The 17,674-nt window shown below is 70.1% G+C and carries 15 protein-coding genes and 1 tRNA gene; 6 read left to right on the forward strand and 10 right to left on the reverse strand.

What is annotated here, in order from left to right; all coding sequences use genetic code 11:
- Positions 1–285: 285 nt before the first annotated feature.
- Positions 286–1,473 (reverse strand): phosphopyruvate hydratase, encoded by a 1,188-nt coding sequence (gene eno / locus VM889_06565; protein ID HVL48201.1) that lies wholly within the window; start codon positions 1,471–1,473, stop codon positions 286–288.
- 136 nt (positions 1,474–1,609) lie between these two features.
- On the opposite strand from eno, the gene VM889_06570 reads away from it, so the two are divergent.
- Positions 1,610–1,825, forward strand: a complete 216-nt coding sequence (locus VM889_06570) for a hypothetical protein (protein HVL48202.1) — start codon at positions 1,610–1,612, stop codon at positions 1,823–1,825.
- Between the two features lie 48 nt (positions 1,826–1,873).
- Here VM889_06570 and VM889_06575 read toward each other — a convergent pair whose 3' ends face one another.
- The 5 genes from VM889_06575 to VM889_06595 all read right to left on the reverse strand — a co-directional run bounded on the left by VM889_06575 (position 1,874) and on the right by VM889_06595 (position 7,568).
- Positions 1,874–2,833, reverse strand: coding sequence for a hypothetical protein (locus tag VM889_06575; protein ID HVL48203.1), 960 nt, complete (start codon positions 2,831–2,833; stop codon positions 1,874–1,876).
- A complete protein-coding gene (locus tag VM889_06580) occupies positions 2,830–3,795 on the reverse strand; it encodes a hypothetical protein (protein ID HVL48204.1) in 966 nt (321 codons plus the stop codon). The genes VM889_06575 and VM889_06580 overlap by 4 nt, the downstream gene beginning before the upstream one ends.
- A gap of 68 nt (positions 3,796–3,863) precedes the next feature.
- On the reverse strand, positions 3,864–5,210 hold the full coding sequence (locus VM889_06585) for a hemolysin family protein (protein ID HVL48205.1): 1,347 nt from the start codon (positions 5,208–5,210) through the stop codon (positions 3,864–3,866).
- Between the two features lie 309 nt (positions 5,211–5,519).
- A complete protein-coding gene (locus tag VM889_06590) occupies positions 5,520–6,734 on the reverse strand; it encodes a GAF domain-containing sensor histidine kinase (protein HVL48206.1) in 1,215 nt (404 codons plus the stop codon).
- Positions 6,735–6,788: 54 nt separating this feature from the next.
- Positions 6,789–7,568 carry an MEDS domain-containing protein gene (locus VM889_06595; GenBank protein HVL48207.1) on the reverse strand — a complete coding sequence of 260 codons (780 nt, stop codon included), beginning with the start codon at positions 7,566–7,568 and terminating at the stop codon, positions 6,789–6,791.
- Between the two features lie 375 nt (positions 7,569–7,943).
- On the opposite strand from VM889_06595, the gene VM889_06600 reads away from it, so the two are divergent.
- A complete protein-coding gene (locus VM889_06600; GenBank protein HVL48208.1) occupies positions 7,944–8,759 on the forward strand; it encodes a response regulator in 816 nt (271 codons plus the stop codon).
- A gap of 187 nt (positions 8,760–8,946) precedes the next feature.
- On the opposite strand, the gene VM889_06605 is transcribed toward VM889_06600, so the two are convergent.
- Positions 8,947–9,019 (reverse strand) — tRNA-Gly (locus VM889_06605).
- Positions 9,020–9,115: 96 nt separating this feature from the next.
- Here VM889_06605 and VM889_06610 point away from each other — a divergent pair.
- Positions 9,116–9,634 carry a hypothetical protein gene (locus VM889_06610; GenBank protein ID HVL48209.1) on the forward strand — a complete coding sequence of 173 codons (519 nt, stop codon included), beginning with the start codon at positions 9,116–9,118 and terminating at the stop codon, positions 9,632–9,634.
- Positions 9,635–9,699: 65 nt separating this feature from the next.
- A complete protein-coding gene (locus VM889_06615; GenBank protein HVL48210.1) occupies positions 9,700–11,193 on the forward strand; it encodes an ATP-dependent helicase in 1,494 nt (497 codons plus the stop codon).
- Here the strand turns inward: VM889_06615 and VM889_06620 are convergent.
- The 3 genes from VM889_06620 to VM889_06630 form a co-directional block, all read right to left on the reverse strand.
- Positions 11,144–12,508, reverse strand: a complete 1,365-nt coding sequence (locus VM889_06620) for a hypothetical protein (GenBank protein ID HVL48211.1) — start codon at positions 12,506–12,508, stop codon at positions 11,144–11,146. The two genes, VM889_06615 and VM889_06620, sit on opposite strands and share 50 nt — an antisense overlap.
- Positions 12,509–12,591: 83 nt before the next feature.
- Positions 12,592–13,455: a hypothetical protein gene (locus VM889_06625; GenBank protein HVL48212.1), complete on the reverse strand. Its 864-nt coding sequence runs from the start codon at positions 13,453–13,455 to the stop codon at positions 12,592–12,594.
- Positions 13,456–13,630: 175 nt separating this feature from the next.
- Positions 13,631–14,710 carry a hypothetical protein gene (locus tag VM889_06630; protein HVL48213.1) on the reverse strand — a complete coding sequence of 360 codons (1,080 nt, stop codon included), beginning with the start codon at positions 14,708–14,710 and terminating at the stop codon, positions 13,631–13,633.
- Between the two features lie 372 nt (positions 14,711–15,082).
- Here VM889_06630 and VM889_06635 point away from each other — a divergent pair, with 372 nt between their 5' ends.
- Positions 15,083–16,459: a hypothetical protein gene (locus VM889_06635; GenBank protein HVL48214.1), complete on the forward strand. Its 1,377-nt coding sequence runs from the start codon at positions 15,083–15,085 to the stop codon at positions 16,457–16,459.
- A gap of 194 nt (positions 16,460–16,653) precedes the next feature.
- The coding region (locus VM889_06640) for a hypothetical protein (GenBank protein HVL48215.1) at positions 16,654–17,674 on the forward strand (1,021 nt) is incomplete at its 3' end.

The raw sequence follows: 17,674 nt of genomic DNA on the forward strand, positions 1-17,674 counted from the left end.
CGGGACCGGGACCGGGACCGCAGCCAGTGTTCGCGCTCGGGTTTGCGCGTTTAGCCAGCTCAGGGGGCAGCCACGCGCGTCCCCGCACGGCTCACGCGAAAGGGGGCTGTGAATCGGGCACCGTTCGGGAAAGAAACGCGGGTTTGGGACGGGGGTCCAGGGGGCGGCAGCCCCCTGGTCCACGGGAGGAGTCCAGAGGAGGGGGCGGATAGCCCCCTCCTCTGGCACGGAGTCGCATGGGCCCGCAGGCCCATGCGACGGAGTGCCCGCTGTAAGGCCCCGAACTCAAACTTCTTCTTCGATCCTGATCAGCTCATTCAGCTTCGCCGTGCGCTCGCCGCCGACGGCGCCCGTCTTGATGCCCCAGCAGCCGAAGGCGGCGCCGATGTGGGCGATGCTCTCGTCGGAGGTCTCGCCGGAGCGGTGGCTGATGATGCTGCGGAAGCCGGCGCCGTGCGCCATCTGGATGGCCTGGACCGTGCGCGTGAGCGTGCCGATCTGGTTCGGCTTCACGAGGATCGCGTTCGCGGCCTTCTCGCGGATGCCGCGCTCGAGGCGCGTCGGATTCGTGACGAAAAGATCGTCGCCGACGAGCGTCGCGCGGGATCCGATCGCCTTCGTGAGCTTCTGCCAGCCTTCCCAGTCGTCCTCCGCGAGGCCGTCCTCGACGGAGACGACGCCGTAGTCCTTGACGAGGCCTTCGAGGAAGGCGACCTGCTCGTCGGTCGTGCGGACGGCGTCCTTGTAGACGTACGCCTTCCGCTTCGCGTCCCAGAGCTCCGTCGCGGCGACGTCGAGCGCGGGGCGCACCTCGAAGCCGACCTCGCTCGCGACGTGCTTCGCGGCGTCGGCGACGATCGCGAGCGCGCGCTCGTTCTTGATGGGCGCGACCCACGCGCCCTCGTCGCCCTTGCCGATGGCCGTGTTCGGGAGCTCCTTCTTGAGGAGGTCCTTCACGCGCTTGTGGACCTTCGCGTTCGCGAACGCGGAGTCCTGGAACGTGGGCCCGTCGGCGAAGACCATGAACTCCTGGATGTCGGTGCCGCCGATCGCGTGCGCGCCGCCGCCGAGGACGTTGCCGAGCGGGCGCGGCAGGCGCGAGACGAAGGCGCCGCCGAGGTACGCGTAGAGGGGAAGGCCGAGGCTGTGCGCCGCGGCGCGCGCGACCGCAAGCGACGTCGCGACCGTGACGTTGCCGCCGAGCGCGGCGAAGTTCTCGGTGCCGTCGATCTCGGCGAGCGTGTCGTCGACGGCGCGCTGGTCGAGCGCGTCCATGCCGCGAAGCGTCGGCGCGATGATGTCGTAGGCCTTCTCGACGCCGGCCTTCGGGCCGCCTTCGGGCCACGCCTGGACCTCGTGCGCGCCGGTCGAGGCGCCGCTCGGGGCGGCCGCGCGGCCGAAGCCCTCGTCCGTGAGGATGTCGACCTCGATCGTCTCGTTGCCGCGGCTGTCGAGGATCCGGCGGAAGAACATCTCCTGGATTTCGGACGTGGTCGCCACCCCGCCTGGTCGAGCGGGGCGCCCCTACAAAAAGCCTGTGGGCAACCGCGCGCCTGTCAAGTTGCCACCCGCGTGGCCCTTCACGGCCGGCGCGCCGCTTCGGCTGTCCATGACCACCCAAGCCCACTCGGGCTCGCACAACCCGCAGGACGCCCACGGCCTCGAGGGCGGCGTCGACCTCATCGACGTCATCCGCATCGGCGCCGGCCGCAAGACGTTCATGTCGCCGGAGATCATGCGCGCGATGGGACTCGGCGTCGGGGACCGCCTCGCGTTCGGCCGCCTGCCCGACGGCACGGTCGTCGTGAAGAAGGTCGAGTTCTGATTCCTTCCCGAGGCGCGAACGCGCGGGGCCTCCGCGCGAGCGACCGGGTCACGACGCCTTGGCGCGACGCCACGCGAGGGCAGCGCCCGCAAGCGCGATCGCGAGGGCGCCGGCAAGGCCCGGTCCGTTCGCCTCCATCCCGAACGACGACGTGCGGACGCGTCCGTCCGTCGCCGGGAAGAAAATGGCCAGGCCATCCCCCTTGGTGGGCGCGACGTCGATCGTGAAATCCACCGTTTCGCCGATCACGTCGGGGACCCGCACGTAGGCCGTCGCGACGCGCAGCACGACGGGCCCGCCCGTGGATCCGGGCGCGAGCCTGAAGACGACGACCGCGGGGGCGTCGTGGGTCGCGTTCCCGTATTGACGGGAGCCCGTCTCGAAGGGTTCGGGCACGCGGACGGTGACCCCCTCGGGCGCCGACACGACGGTGACCGCGTGGCGCGCGGGCGCGTTGCCGAGGTTCGCGACGACGAACGCGACCTTGTGGTCGCGCCCCGGTTCGAGGGCGACATCGCGCGGACCGGCGACCTGCGTCAGCGCGAACCAGTCCGCGACGACCGTGAGCACCTCCTGCGCTGTCGACCCCGCGATGAGCCCGTTGGGCTCCGCGGTCGCGCGGATCCGGATCTCGCCGGGCCAGTATGCGGGGGCGTTGGCATCGGTCGCGACGGCGACGATCGCGCGGGCGTGCACGCGTCCCACGAGCCCGACGGGGACGGGCCCGGGCGCAACCTGGATCGTTGAGGGCGTGACCGAGGCGTGCGTCCACGCGGGGCCTTCGACCTCGAGACGGATCGTCGTCGGATCGAGCGCGACGCCGCCCGAGAAATAGGCGTAGACGATGTCCAATTCCGCGAGGCCGACCCCCCGCTCCGGCATGATCGGCCCGTCGATGGGCTGGACGCTCATCGAGATGCGCGACTCCGCGGGCCTGCCGGGCATCTGCCCCGCCGCGGGCGCCGCGAGGGCGACGAGGAGCGCCGCGACCGCGAGCGCGCGCATCATCGGCGCGCCACCTTCCGCCACGCGAGGGCGAGGCCCGCCGCCGCGCCGACGAGGGCGAAGGCGAACGTCGTTCCCGCCTGCGGGCCGGCGGTCGCGAAGCTCGCGGCCGCGAGGACGGCGGCGCCCGTGTCGGCGGCGTTGCCCGGCTCCACCGTGAACGAGACGCGGAGCGAGTCGCCACGGATCGTGTCGTCGAGCGCGTAGGTCGCGTTCACGAGGAACGTGACGCGCCCGCCGGGCGAGGTCGCGCTCGCCTCGATCTTGAACGGGAGTTCCATCTGCGTCACCTTTCCGCCGCGCTGCGTCGATTCGAGGACGACCGCGTTCGGGAGGCTCACGCGGACGCCTTCGGGCGCCTCGACGAGCTCGAACCGCAGACGCGTGTCGGCGTTCCCGCCGTTCATGACCGTGAGATGTTCGCGGACGAACCCGCCGCGCGGGACCTCCACCGCGTCGGGCGCCCGGACCTGCGTGAGCGCGAAGTAGTCCGCAACGACCGTGAAGGACGCGTCAGCGGCCGAGCCCGCGACGAGGCCGTTCGGGAGGGCCGTGGCGCTGATCACGATGGATCCCGGCGTGAACGCCGGCGCGCTCGCAAGCGTGCGGACGAGGACGTTCGCCGTCGCCGAGGCGTGGCACGTGGGAACGCAGATTCCGCCCGACTGGATCTGGATCGTGGACGGGTTGACCTCCGCGACCACCCACGAGGGCGCGTCGGTGACCTTCAAGTTCACCTGGGTCGGCGCGAGCGTCGGCGCCGCGAAGTGGCTGTAGGTCAGCATCACCTTCGCCACCGCGACGCCCGAAAGCGGCTCGATGGGCGCGTCGAACGGCTTGATGGCCATCGAGAGCCGGCTCTCCACGGGATTGAGGGGGAATGTCTGCGCCGCGGCGGGGGCGGCGGCAAGGGCGATCGTGGTTGAGACGAGGATGAGGGCGACGAGGGCGGTTCGGACTCCCATGGGCGAGGCGACGACCCGGGGGGTGATGTCCTTTCGCGATGATGCGCTTTAGCGACGTTGCTAGAGGATCAGGCGGCGTCCGCCGCGGCGGAGCCGGCCCGGCGCACCTCGATGGATTTGACGCGCTTGCGGTCGGCTTCGCGCACGACGCCGTCCCACGCTCCGAGCTTCACGCGCTCGCCCTTCGCGGGAAGGCGGCCGAGCTCCGCGACGACGTAGCCGGAGAGCGTCGTTACGTCCGTGCTCTGGAGCTGGACGCCCAGGAGGGCGCTCGCCTGGTGGAGCGGCATGTGGCCCTCGAGGAGGTAGTGGCCCTCGTCGATCTTGCGGTAGGCGGCTTCGGCCTCGGCGACGTCGAACTCGTCGCGGATCTCGCCGAAGAGCTCCTCGAAGATGTCCTCGAGCGTCACGAGGCCCGCGGTGGAGCCGAACTCGTCGACGACGATCGCCATGTGGCGCCCGCGACCGAGGAGGTCGGAGAGCAGATCCTCGACGGACTTCGAGTCGGGAACGAAGATGACGTCGCGGCGGATCGCGGAGAGCGAGCGCGGCGCGGTCGCGGAGGATCGCGCAAGCCCCACGAGGTCCCGGTAGTGGACCATGCCGACGACGCGGTCGAGGCTCTCCTCGACGAGCGGGAACCGGGTGTAGCCGGATTCCTCGGCGTGGGCGAGGTTCTCCTCGAAGGGCTTCGTGACATCGAGCGCGACCATCCGCGGGCGCGGCGTCATCACGTTGCGCGCGGCGAGCTTCTTGAGCTCGAAGACGTTCAATATCATCTCCGCGCGCTTCTTCGTGAGGCTCCGTTTCGCGCTCGATTCCGCGAGGAGCATCCGGAGCTCTTCCTCGCTGTGGACGAGGTCGGCTTCGGTCGCGGGCCTCATGCCAGCGCTGCGCAGAAGCGCGTTCGCGACCGAGTTCAACGCCCAGATGGCCGGCTGGAAGATCTTGTAGAAGACGTGCAGCGGCGCCGAGGTCCACAGGGTCACCCCCTCGGCCTTCTGGATCGCCAGGCTCTTCGGCGCGAGCTCGCCGATCACGATATGGAGGAAGGTGATGAACCCGAACGCGATGATGAACGCGACGGTGTGGACGATGGCGGGGTCCCCGATCCCCGCGAGGAAGAAGATCGGCTCGATGAGGGACGCGACGGCGGGCTCGCCGATCCAGCCGAGCCCGAGGCTCGCGAGCGTGATGCCGAGCTGCGTCGCGCTGAGATAGGCATCGAGATGCTCGACGACGTGGGCCGCCCTTTTCGCGCCGGGCTCGCCGCGGCGCACGCGCGCTTCGAGCTGCGTGGCGCGGACCTTGACGATCGCGAACTCCGCCGCGACGAAGAAGCCGTTCAGGAGGACAAGGAACATCACCGCGAAGAGTTTGAACGCGATGACGGGTAGGGGGTCGAATCCGGCCAAGGCCCTCGCCTCGGCGATGGACGAACTTGTTCAAGAAGGCTTTGCACGGCGGGGATCAAGGGGCACGCGCGGTCACGGGGGCGGCGGTACGGCACCATCCCTCAAGGCTCGCGGCGGCGTCGCCGACGCGCGTCCCGCGCGCGGCCCGTCGTCGCGCGGCCCGGCAAGGCGGTCGGGTCGGGCCCGTTCGCGAGCCGCACGCGCGATCCTGCGCGGATCATCGGGGCGAAGGCCGCGATGGCGTCGGGGCAACGCTCGCCGCGCCGCGCTCGACCCGTCCGCGGAGCCCGCGCGCGACGACCCCTGGACTCAGCCGTCCCGGCGAAGCGGCAGCTCGACATGGAAGACGGTGCCCCGGCCCGGCTCCGACTCGAACGTCACGCGACCCCCGTGGTCTTCGATGGTGCGGCGCGCGATCGCAAGCGCGATTCCCGTCCCGTCGGGTTTGGTCGTGAAGAAGGGGGTGAACATGCGGTCCGCGTGCTCGGGCGCGATGCCGCACCCGTCGTCGCGAACCTCCAGGCGCGCGTGGAAGCCGTCGGCGGACGCGCGGACGCGGACCGCTTGCGAGGAACCGCGCATCGCGTCCCGCGCATTGTCGAGAAGCGACGCGAGGGCTTTCGCGAGCTCATGGCATCGTCCCCGGATCGTCGCCTCCGTCGCCATTTCGAGCGCGACGGGAATCGCGCCGGGACCCGCCTCCTCGACGGCCATTGCGACGAGACGCTCGATCGTGACCTCCGACGTCGGCTCCGTCGACGCTTCGGTGATGCGCCGGAGGGCGTGGGCGAGGCCCGACAGCCGTTCGACACCCGTGCCGAGCGTGCGCGCGCAGCGGGCGGCCGTGTCCACCGAGGCGGAGGGCGTCGTCACCCGCAGCCGCTCCACCTCCTCGGCGAGCCGCGCGGCGGCGATGCGCATGGAGGTCAGGGGATTGCCGACCTCGTGGGCGACGCCCATGACGAGATCGTGCAAGGCGAGGGCGCGCGCCTGCGACGCGAGCAGGCGGCGGGCCTCGTCGAGCTCGCGGGCCGCCCGCCGCGTCTCGAGGAGACGCACCACCTGACGCGCGAGCGCCTGCAGCGTCTCGATCTGCGCGACACTCAGGCGATTGGGGGTCCTGTCGATGACGCACAGCGTCCCGACCGCGGGCCCCGCGCTCGACACGAGGGGGACCCCCGCGTAATACCGGATCCCGAGGCCGCCCAGGACATCGGGATTGTCCGCGAAACGCGGGTCCGCGCGCGGGTTCTCGACGATGCACGGCAGGGCGGGTTCGTGGATGGCGTGCGCGCAGAAGGACACTTCCCGCGAAGTCTCTTCGTCCGCGAGGCCGACCTTGGCCTTGAACCATTGCCGTTGCGCGTCGACGAGCGAAACGAGCGCGATGGGCATGCCTGTCACGTGGGCGGCCACGCGCGCGATGTCGTCGAAGGCCTCTTCGGGCGGCGTGTCGAGGATCGCGTAGGCGTGGAGGATGGCGAGCCTCGCGGCCTCGTCCTTTGTGGGCGGCGAAGCGGGCATGACGCGGTCTGATCCCGTTGCGTCGATTATTTAGCCCATCCGCAGTCGGCCGGTCTACGCCGGCGGCTCGGCGGCGGCTTCCGTTCGCCGGCGGCGCACGTCCCCCAGGATGCGCCCCGCAAGCGCGGGCGACCGGCGCGCAAGATCGTGCAGGGCCGCGTGGGTCGCGGACATCCGCCAGGGCGTCGCCCCGGCGGCTTGCGGCGCGAAGACCGCGCCGCCCACGCCGTAGCCGAGAACGCTGATCGCGCTCGTCCTGACCTCCGCTTCAAACGCCTCAGGTTCGCCGAGGAGCCTCGAATGGCCCTGGCAAAGCTCGGCGAGCAGCGTACGATAGGTGTGCGGATCGAGGGCGTCCGCTTCATACGAGCAGAGGAGGCGGAAGTCCCGGGTGTCCATAGCCGCGTTCCAGCAGGACTCGAGCATCAAGGCGGCGTCGACCTCGCCGTCCTTCCGGAGGAGGTCGACCATCTCGCCCCAGGCGCGCACGGGGCGACCCCCCGAGGAGGCCTTCTCGAGGGCGGGCTGGAGCACGCGCAGGAACCGCTCGTAATCCGGCACGCCGTCCACCATGAAGGCACGCAGCGTCGCGCGCGCGTCGAGGACGACGAGACGATCCGCGGCGACGAGGCCTTCAAGGTCGAGGCCCCTGCGCGCGAGACCCTCCTTCACGAGGGCCGCGTGCGCCGGAGTCGCAACGAGGATGGCCCCGCCGCCGTTCGCGAAGGCCGGCGCGAACCACGCGGAGACGGCGTCCCGCAAGGCGATCGGATCGCTGTACAGGTGGACGAGGTGGCGGTCCTCGACGGCCGCGGTTTCAAAGTCCCACGACATGGGCACCCGAGCACGCGGGCGTCGCTGTCGGGATGGATAAATTCTGCGACAACGAAGCCTCCTGCGGCGACGCGTCGGGCTTCCCCGAAACGTTCAAGAAGGGTTGCGGGCTTTCCGGCTTCGCCTCGGGTCCCTGGGGTAGCTTGGTCCATCCTTGGGCGTTCGGGAGACTTCCCGCGACGTCCGTGTTCGGGTCGTCCGAAACACGCTCAGACTCCTGTTCAAATCAGGGGGGACCCACTCGACGGCTTGGCCGGGTCCGCCGCGGCGGCGGGCCGGCACGGCCTCCTACGCGACCCCAATTCGCGACCTGTACCAGAACCGGCATAGAGCACGGACCCCGGGTTCACGGCGCTCGGCTCCGGAGGTCGTGCTGTGTCGTCCGCCCCACCGTTCCAACGGATTCTGCACATCGAGGACAGCGAGACGGACGCCTTCATCGTGAAGCGGGGCCTTCGGGGCATCCCCGGCCTCGCGATCGACTGGGCGCAGACGGCCGGCGAGGGGCTCGACCTGGCGCGGAAGAACCCCTATGATCTCATCCTGCTCGACTACGCCCTTCCGGACATGACGGGTCTCGAGGCGCTCGTGCGCCTCACGCAGCGTCATCCGGAGGCGCCCGTCGTCCTCGTCTCCGGGTTCGGGAGCGAATACGTGGCGGCGCGGGGCATCCACCTCGGCGCGATCGGCTACGTGAACAAGGACACGCCCGACTTCAAGGAGCGCCTCGCGGAGATCCTGACGGAGCTGCACGAGGAGGGCGAGGAGCGCCGGCGCGCGAAGGAGGTCGAGGACCTCGTGCGCCAGCAGCCGTCGGTGCGTCACCAGCTCGAAGCGGTGCTGAACGACCTGCGCGAGGTCCTCCCGGAGGCGCGCGGCACCTTCCTCTCGTCGATCGACGGGCTCCCGCTCGCGGTGAGCAAATCGGGCCAGGACAAGGACGTGGACGTCCTGTCCGCGATGGCCTGCGCGAGCATCGTGAAGAACCTCGACGTCATCGGCGGCACGCTCGACCTCGAACGCCACCAGGGTGGCCTCGTGCACTACGACGACGGCTCGCTCCTCTTCCACCGCGTCGAGAACGTGGGCGCGCTCGTCGTCGTCCTCGACCGCAACGCGACCTGGCGCACCGACGGCCGCGAGGTCCAGCAGGCCGTGAAGGAGATCGAGGGCGTCATCGCGGAACGCTGAATAACGGCGCCTGCACGGGGCGCGTTTTGTCTTAGGACAAGGTGACGGGACCCCCGCCCTCGTCATTCGCCGTTTGGACCGGCAAGGAGCGTTCAATCGCATGCGCGCGGGAGGCGTCGGGACCCTCGGCCGCCGCAGCGGCCGAGGGTCGCCGACGCCTGCACGGAGCGCGGCGCAGCGCGCGGAGTGCAGGCGTCGGGATTTGAACCCGAGTTGAAGGCTTGGAAGGCCTTAGTCATACCAGGCTAGACCACGCCTGCGGGTGGCGCCTGAATTCCCCCGCCCTTTAAGAACGCTCCGCCGCGGGTGCGGAAGCCGAACCCTTAAGAACGGGTCGCGGGAGAAGCGTTACCCGGATGCCGCCGCCGAACGCCGCGAGCGCGGGCCGCCTCATGCTGCCGGCCCTCGTCTGCTTCGTCATGGGCCCCGCCGTCATGTACGCGGGGCACTCCGTGGGCGACACGTTCGCGCTTGCCGGCTACGCGACCGGGAGCGTCATCGTGCTCATGGGGCTCGTGCTCATGGCGAAGTCGCTCAAGCCGCCGCCTCCGCCCGCAAAGGTGGTGCGCGCGGACCTCGCGTTCGAGAAGTCGAACACGCACGAGATCCCGGTTCCGAACACGAAGGGCCGCGGTCGCGTGCTCAAGAAGGGTCAGCGGCAGGAAGGCTTCGTCGCGCTCTCCGAGAACGACATGGAGATCCACCGTCTCGAGGAGACGATCCGGGATCTCAACAAGAAGATCAGCCGCGCAAGCGTCATGCTCGGCACTGGGAAACTCAGCCCGGAAGGCTACGCGCGCTACGTGGACGACCTGAAGAAGAAGCGCGGCGAGCTCGAGGCCGAGAAGACCCGGCGGCAGTTCGTCAAGCCGTGAGGCGTCCCGGCAGCTTCGGTCACCTCCCCGACCACCGTTCTTGTTGGCCCGGCCGATCCACCGCCGTGGATGCGCTTCTCGAAGGTCTCACCGCGGAGCAGCGCGCCGTCGTCCTCGCTCCGCGCCGCGTCGTCCGCGTCGTCGCGGGCGCCGGAAGCGGCAAGACGCTCGTGCTCGCGCGCGCCGCCGCGCATCGGCTCGCCTCGGGCCGGGCGCGACCCGGCCGCGTCCTCATGCTCACGTTCGGCCGCGACGCCGCGCGCCACCTCGCCCGGCGCGTCGCGCTCGCGACGGGGACGCGCGATGCCGGCGTCGAGGTGCTCACGTTCCACGCCTTCGCCGCGCGGCACGTTCCGGGCGCCGCGGCCCGCTTCCTCGACGAGGAGGCACAGGAGCGCCTCGGCGGCGACCTCCTGCGCTGGGCGCTCGCGCAACCGGCCGCGCCGCACCTGCGCCGCGCGCTCGGCCTCGCGCCGGGCGACCCCGACGCGGCCGCGCGCCTTCTCGGCGTCCTCGCGTTCGCGAAGACGAGCGGCGACGTGAGCGACGCGGCGCTCGGCGCGCAATTCCCCGGCCTCGCGCGGGCGGGCGACGCCGTGCGCGGCGCGCTCGAGCGGTACGAGCACGCTAAGGCCGGCCGCCTCGACTTCGACGACCTCGTCCTCGCGCTTCGCGACCGACTCGCGCACGACCGCGCCGCGCGCGACGCGCTCGCCGCGCGCTACGACGCCGTCTTTGTGGACGAATACCAGGACGTGAACCGCGCGCAACACGAGGTCGTGCTTGCGCTTGCCGGCGCGGGCGCGCCCCCCGACGCGCCGCGGCCGGACGTCCTCGTCGTGGGCGACCCGCGCCAGTCCATCTATGCGTTCCGCGGCACGCGGCCGCGCTTCCTCGACGGGTTCCTCGACGCCTTCGACGCCGCCGAGCGCGAGGGCCTCGTCCTCTCGACGAGCTTCCGCGTGCCGGCGAAGGCGCTCGCGTGCGCGAACGCGCTTTTCCCCGAACGCGCGGCCGAGGCGCTCGCGCCCGCCTCGGACGACCCCGGCGCGGCGCCCGCGTGGGTCGAGGCCGCGGACGACGAGGCCGAGGCCGCGCTCGTCGCCGACCGGGTCGCCGCGCTCCTCGCCGCGGGCGCCGACCCCGCGGAGGTCGCGGTCCTCGCCCGCACGCGCCGCGCCCTCGCGGCGTACCGCCTCGCGGCCGCGAAGCGCACGCCCGACGGCGAGGTCGGCCCCGCGCACGCCCAGGTGTCCACGATCCACGCGGCGAAGGGCCTCGAGTGGGACCACGTCTTCCTCCTCGCCGCGCGCGAGGGGAGTCTCCCCGCCTCGCCGGCCCTCGTGGCGGATCCCGCGCACCTCGCGGACGCGGTCGCGGAGGAGCGCCGGCTCTTCTACGTGGCGCTCACGCGCGCGCGGCGGGCCTTCGTCGCGACCTGCGCGCCGACCGCGAAGCGCGGCGCGAGCCGCTTCCTCGCGGAGGCGGGTGTGGCGCGCGAGGCGCCCGTCACGCCGACCGCGACCACGACGCGACGCTCAGGTCGCGCGACCCCGTGAGGGGGTCGCGGACGAGGCGCGCGCCGTACTCGCTCGACGTCGCCTCGAGGTACGGCAGGAACCGCGCGCCGGAAAAGAATCGGATGGCGAGCGTCGAGACGGAGCAGTCGACGCCGCACGCGGCCCTGAGTTGCAGGGCGACGTCCCGGAAGTCCATCGTCTGAAGGCCCGCGACGGCCCACACGTTGTACGCGGGGGGCCCTCCGCGCGGCCCGAAGGCGAGCGTCGTGGGGACGGCGACGCCGTGCGCGGGGACGATGGCCGAGACCGAGACGGACTGCGTCGCGTCGCCCGTCGCGAACGTGAGCACCCACGCATGATGCGCGAGGTCGCCGCGGCTGTAGCGCGCCTCCACGAGCTGACCGTTGGAGACCGTGGTGGCGCCTTCGAGGCGCGCGCGGTCGCGCGCCGCGCGGACCGCGTCCTGGAGCGGGAACGGGAGCGTGGTGTCCTTCGCGCCGTCGGCGGTCCACGAGCGGAGCGTGACGGGCTCGGCGTGGGGACCGTTCACGCGCGCGGCGGGGCCCGCCGCGATCGGGGCGGGCGGGCCGTCGGCCTCGACGGAGACGCGGTCGTACCGGACGGTGCCGCGCGCGTCGCGGATCGTGAGCGTCCACGGCCAGGCGTCGAGGTGGAGCCACCAGCCGTCGAACGTCTGCGTCGTGACCGTCGCGCCTTCGGTCGACGTGACCGTGCCTGCGATCGGCATCATCATCCAGCCCTTGTGGGGCGTCCAGTCGCCGACCGAGATGCGGTAGGTGGTCGCGCCCTCGCGAGCGTAGGGTTTGTGGTCGATCGTCCCCGTCACGTTCGCGCCGACGACGAGCGTGCGGTTCCAGAGCGCGGTGAAGGGGACGAGGTCCGCGCCGACGTCGGTGCGGTCGTCGCGCAACGTCCGGGTCGTGCGGCCCTCCACGGTTTCGAAACGATCCACGCGGTCGCGTTCGAGGAGGCCGCCCGTCGCGAGGTCCAACGCGAAGGTGGAATTCGCCTGAGCGATGGCGAAGTCGGGGTAGACATTGGAAGTCACGAGCGCGGGGGTGTGCCGCTCGATCGTGAGGGCCGGGTGAGGGTGCCCGTGTCGGTCGATGCCCGCGCCGAGCCCCTCGACGCGCCACGTCTCGGTCGCGACGCCCCGGACGGGGCTGCCGTACCACGACCGCCAGTCCACGTCCGAGCGCCACGTCGCGACGTCGCCCGTCCCCGGCGCCGGGATGAACGCGGGCGGGGGCGGCGTGTACGCGGCGGCGTTCGGCGCGACCCCCGCGAAGGGGGCGACGAGCACGACGACGAGGACGAGGAGGGCGACGCGCATAGGGAGGACCCGCGCGCGACGACCCGGGGATCCAATATTAAGGGTTGCGGCGGGCGGGGCCTCGCGGCCCGGCGAGCGGGGCGTCAGTAGATGAGGCCGGGCGGGAGCGGCGCGTCGATCCAGTCCGCGAGGATGGGTGTGTCGGAGATGTGGCTCGCCGTCGCGACGTTCACGAATCGATACGTGCCGGGTCCGCTGACGAAGGCTTCGGGCCAATAGATGCCGTAGTCGGACGCGCAGAACGGCGGCTGCTCTTCGCGGGGCTCATGCGGCAAAATCTGGCAGTCCATGCGCAGGCGGCCGCTCGGCTCGATGAACGTGCGGATCCCGATGTTGGGCTCGAAAAGTCCCTGCTCCATCGAAGGGAAATGACCGTAGAACCCTTCGCGCGCCTCGATGGTCGCGAGGCCGCCGACGACGGCGCCCGCCCCCGGGATGATGGGTCCACCCGCTCCGACGGAGAGGACTTCGGTTTCGAGCGTGTCCGGCGTGATGAGCCCGGCGCGCGTCGTCGTGTAGTTCCAGAGGAAGATCTTATTGTCCCCGAAAATTTCGAGCCCGGCCGAGTGGCCCGCGAGGGCGTGGCGGTCGTAGGAACTGCTGACGATCACGAATTCGCTTGCGGCCCAAGCCCAGATCATCACGCCGTTCGAGCAACGAGGTTTGGCCCCGACCTCGGAGCGAGACCCAATCTCAATGATCGTTTCCCCGTCCGTGTCAGCTCGGAGATAAGGAGGCGCGTCGTAATACGTCGTGTAAGGTTCTGTTTTCTCATAGACCACTTTCAACTTGTGTGTCACGGGATCGACGCGGTAGACCGTGGTGGCGATGACCGCCGTGGGGCTCGTGAGGTCCTTTTGTCCATGGTGCTGGAATCCGACCCAGCCGCCGGCCTTGAAATGAGTAATGAAGGCGCCGTGCTCGGGCGGCAATTGGTCGGCGCTCACCGGGGCCGCGCCCGGTGTGCAGACGTAGGGTTCCGAATCCGTCGCGCCGGCAGAGGGCCAAAGAACGGTCGAGAAGACGAGGACGGCGCAAAGGAGCGCAACCGATAAGAGCGGGACTCGTCTCAGCACTTCGGCCACACGCACACGGTGCCTATGTTCATTCATAAGCGCTTCCTCACACCACGTAGGGAATACCGGCCGGGCACGGGCCCGAAGCCCCGGCTCCGTTCCTGACGACGAATTCAGCGCTCAGGGCCGGGTTGGCCGCGTTGCTCCCGTAATCGAGCACACTCCCGTCGTGAACGGGCTGAATGAAACCATACCCGACCACCTGCGCAAAGCGCAGCGTGCAGCTTGCGCCCGGCGGCAATTTAAACGAGTGATAGTAAACGACGTAATTGCCCCTCCCGACCGGGAATGACGCGCCGGGCAGGATGTTAGTACCCGACCGGATGCACTGGGCGGTGACACCTGGGCCTGTGATGACGGTCGTTCCCTTGTCGCAGGTGAGCCACCCCATCGGCCCGTTGAAATTGACCGTCGTGGCTATGGCCTCCATCCGGACGATACAATGCCCGATCTCACCGTCTGGAATGCACTGGTCGGTTTCTTGCCGGTTGACGATGTCGTATTGATAGGGCTTTTCAATAGATACGTCGATATAGCATCCTTCGTCGGGAGCCGGCTCCAAGGGCAGGAGGTACGGTGGCTCCCGGCACTCGGGGAAGGCGCCGGAATACGTCGCCCGAACCTGCCCGTCGACTTCCTCGACGTCCTCCAGCACGAGATCAACAACGTTGTTGACCTGCATCGCGGTGGATCGGCATCCGCCTTGGATCCAGTTCACGGCGTTGGTGGACGCGACTTGCATCGGCCACAGGTTTTGATCCCAGAGGGGCGTCGTGATGACGCACGTCCCGATTCCGCTCGTGATCGTCATGGCTTCGGGTGATTCGCATTCGGAATGGCTGTAGTACTGCTGGTTGTAGATAGCCTCCGATTGGCAGGAGGTTTCGACGCCGCCGCAACTCGCGGTGATCGTTGCTTCCATGGGATCGTCCGACCAGCTGTATTTCGGTGCGCCGGGTTGCCAGGAAATGTGGGCGCTGATGGGTGTGCCTTGGGCACAGGTGAAGACGCAGCGGTCGCTCGGATTCAGGATCGGGTCGTGGGTGAAGTTGATCTCGCATCCTTCGCCCACGAGAGCGTCCTCCAGACTGTTCCACGCGGGCACGTCCTTCAGCGTTTCCTGCACTTATGGAGGCAAATGATTGAGCGGTTCCGCGGCGACACCTGAGAGCGTGACGGCGATGCCGAGGATCAGCACGACGTGGGCTGCGAAGCGCATGGTAGACCAGACCTGCACGCACGAGTGTTGAAATAAACGTTTGTTATGGCAAGGGCCGTGCCTGTCAGGTGCGACTCGAAATCTCGGCAAAATGCGCGCCCCATATAAAAAAAAAGCTAAAGGTCGGTATTGTGCTATTGCGACGGACGCTGAGGTCGAGCGTGTTCGGCCACGGCCGTCAACGTGAAGAGTTAATTCATGAGATCAACCCCTCGGACCCGCGCGCCTGTTTCAGCCGTCACGATCGTCGCTTCCCTCGTCGTCGCGAGTTTCGCGGCGGTGCTGCCGCCGGCCGCGGAAGCGTCGTCGACCTGCGCGCCCGGCGCGGGTGTCGGCGCCTACACGTTCTCGGCCTCCTGCACGACAAGCGGCGTGTTCATGTATTCCACGATCACCGTCCCGGCGGGCGTCACAATCACGGTACCCTCGTCGGAGACGTTGACGCTCTACTCGCGTTTGAGCCTCCGCGTGGAAGGGGTGATCGAAGGCGGCCGTCTCCTTGAACTCGTGTCCGATCAGGTGATTTCGATTCCAGGCGAGGTCCGCGCGGCCTCGGCCGCGTTCGAGGACGGCGCGGGCGGCTCGGTGACGATTTCCGGCCAGACCGGAACCGTGGCCGGCATCATCCAAAGCGGAGACGGAGCCGACGGCGGCGTCGCCGGCCACGTGGGTCTTCCCGGAGCCCGCGGCGGTGACATCATTTTCAAGACGCCGACCTTGGCAGCGACCGGGACGTTCATTGTCGGAAACGGTGGTGACGGGGGAAGCGTTCGATCCGACGGCGCCGCCTGGGGCGGTGACGGCGGCGCGAGCGGGACCCTCGTGCCCCCGGCCGCCACCGATCTGCTCGCGCTCCTTCAATCGGGTCGCGTCCTGGGTGGACAGGGTGGCGCCGGCGGCTTCGCCGAGGCGGGCTGCACGGAGGTCTACGTTCCGCTCCTGAATCAGCCCGCGATGGCCTGTAACGCCGCGGATTACACCAGCGAGCGCGGTCGCGCGTGCAATGGAGGCGACCGCGGGCCGACCGAGTATGGCGTTCCGGGTATCCCTGGTTGCAGTGGCGGTTCGATTCACGGCAAGGGCGGTCACGGAGGCAACGGCCTCATCCGCGGCGGGGATGGCGGGAGTTCGTGGACCTACGCGCCTCACGGCGGTCACGGCGGCCGCGGCGGTCCCGCTTGTGCGCATTACAGTTGCACGAGCGACCCCACCGATTCGATTCCTGGCGGGCGTGGAGGCGAGGGAGGGAAAGGCGGCTATGCCAAGGCCGAAGGCGGCCGGGGAGGAAACGGACTCCTCTATGGTGGCAATGGTGGAAGCGGATACGCGCACCCGGGGGACGGCGGCAACGGCGGACCGGGTGGAAACGGGGACTATCTTTACTACGACGGCTCCGACAACTGGATCCTGAAGCTTCAAAAATGCGAAGCCCTGCTGACGTGCCACCGGAACTATGGCTACCCAGGCATCTGGGACGACACGATTTGCATGAACCCAGGCTGGGGCGGCTTCCGGGGAAGCCGCGGCCTCGGTTCAGGCTTCGGAGGCCAGGGAGGCGCCGGTTGGATCCTTCTCGGCAGCAATGGCGAAGGCTGGGCGGGAGACAGCCGGATCGGGTTCGATGGCCCCGCCGGAGCGTACCGATGTCGCCTGTGAAAACGCCCGCCCGGGCCTGGGTTCTTTTCGCGGCCGCGCTGATGGTCGCCTCGCCTCTCGCGGGGGCCGCAACCGCGGGCCTTTCGCTGCCCACGTGTCAGCCCGGCCGCCACGAAGGTTCGTGCGCGTTTGCCTCGGGACCCGTCTGGGGCTGGTACGCTTACGATTCGATCGTCATCCCCCAGGGCGTCGACTTGATCCTCGTGGACCATCTCGTTCTTGAGACAAGATCGCTGCTTGATCTCGCGGGCGCCCTTCGGCCCGATGCGTCGTCCGTCCCGGGGGCGTCCATCGAATTGACGAGCACCGGCCTCATTCGGGTTTCGGGAATCCTCGAAGCGGCGCCCGGCTTCGAAGGACGGGACGTGAGCGGCGGCGTGACGCCGGTCGTCGGCATGCCGGGGGAACGCGGCGGATCCGTGTCGATCGTCGCGGCGACCCTCCTCCTCGAACCCACGGGCTTGATCGCGAGCGGTCGCGGCGGGAACGGAGGCGAGGCGCGGCTCCGAGTCGCCGACCCGCGCGAAGGCGATCTCTACGAGGCCGTGGGCGGCCCGGCGGGACGCGGCGGCGACGTGCGGATCCCCTATTTCACCCAGGTCTCGATCCTGGGCGCGATCCGGTTGGGCGACGGCGGAACCGGGGGTTCCGCCCTCCAGTATTCGGACTTCACGGGAACCTGGAACGACCGCCACGTGGCGGTGGCCGTCGGCGGCGCCGGTGGGGACCACGGATCGCTCGTATTGCCACCCGGCAACGACCCGGCCGCACTGATCCTCGCGGGGCTTGTCCGCGGCGGCGTGGGCGGCGACGGCGGTGAGGCCCGGGCCTATGGGCCCGCCTGGAGGGGAGAGGGAGGCCTTGTCGAGGCGGATCGGTCGGTGCCGCTTTGTCGCGGCGAGAACGCGACGGAACCGGGGGCGATACCGGGCGCAGGCTGCGATGCCGGCGCGGCGTACGCGTGGGCGGGCGCCGGGGGCCACGGCATTGAGGCCGGAGGCGCGGGGGGCGCCGCCGAGGCGGCGACGGCGACCGGCGGCCGCGGTGGCAACGGTGCGACGGCCCTGTCGACGCAGGATCGACGCGTTCCCGCGACCGACGGGGCCCGGGGAGGCGATGCGGGTTCTGCTCAGGCCGTGGCGGGTGCCGGGGGCGCTGCCGTATTCACCGGGGGCGCGGGTGGTTCAGCGGCGATCTGGATGGGTCGCGGCGGGG

The sequence above is a fragment of the Candidatus Thermoplasmatota archaeon genome (genome assembly GCA_035540375.1).
Taxonomy (GTDB): domain Archaea; phylum Thermoplasmatota; class SW-10-69-26; order JACQPN01; family JAJPHT01; genus DATLGO01.

Bases quoted from the DNA above. Each gene is read 5' to 3' on its own strand.
- VM889_06620 (HVL48211.1), bottom strand. From the start codon at position 12,508: ATGCGCGTCGCCCTCCTCGTCCTCGTCGTCGTGCTCGTCGCCCCCTTC.
- VM889_06575 (HVL48203.1), bottom strand. From the start codon at position 2,833: ATGATGCGCGCGCTCGCGGTCGCGGCGCTCCTCGTCGCCCTCGCGGCG.
- VM889_06590 (HVL48206.1), bottom strand. From the start codon at position 6,734: ATGCCCGCTTCGCCGCCCACAAAGGACGAGGCCGCGAGGCTCGCCATC.
- eno (HVL48201.1), bottom strand. From the start codon at position 1,473: ATGTTCTTCCGCCGGATCCTCGACAGCCGCGGCAACGAGACGATCGAG.
- VM889_06580 (HVL48204.1), bottom strand. From the start codon at position 3,795: ATGGGAGTCCGAACCGCCCTCGTCGCCCTCATCCTCGTCTCAACCACG.
- VM889_06570 (HVL48202.1), top strand. From the start codon at position 1,610: ATGACCACCCAAGCCCACTCGGGCTCGCACAACCCGCAGGACGCCCAC.
- VM889_06610 (HVL48209.1), top strand. From the start codon at position 9,116: ATGCCGCCGCCGAACGCCGCGAGCGCGGGCCGCCTCATGCTGCCGGCC.
- VM889_06595 (HVL48207.1), bottom strand. From the start codon at position 7,568: ATGTCGTGGGACTTTGAAACCGCGGCCGTCGAGGACCGCCACCTCGTC.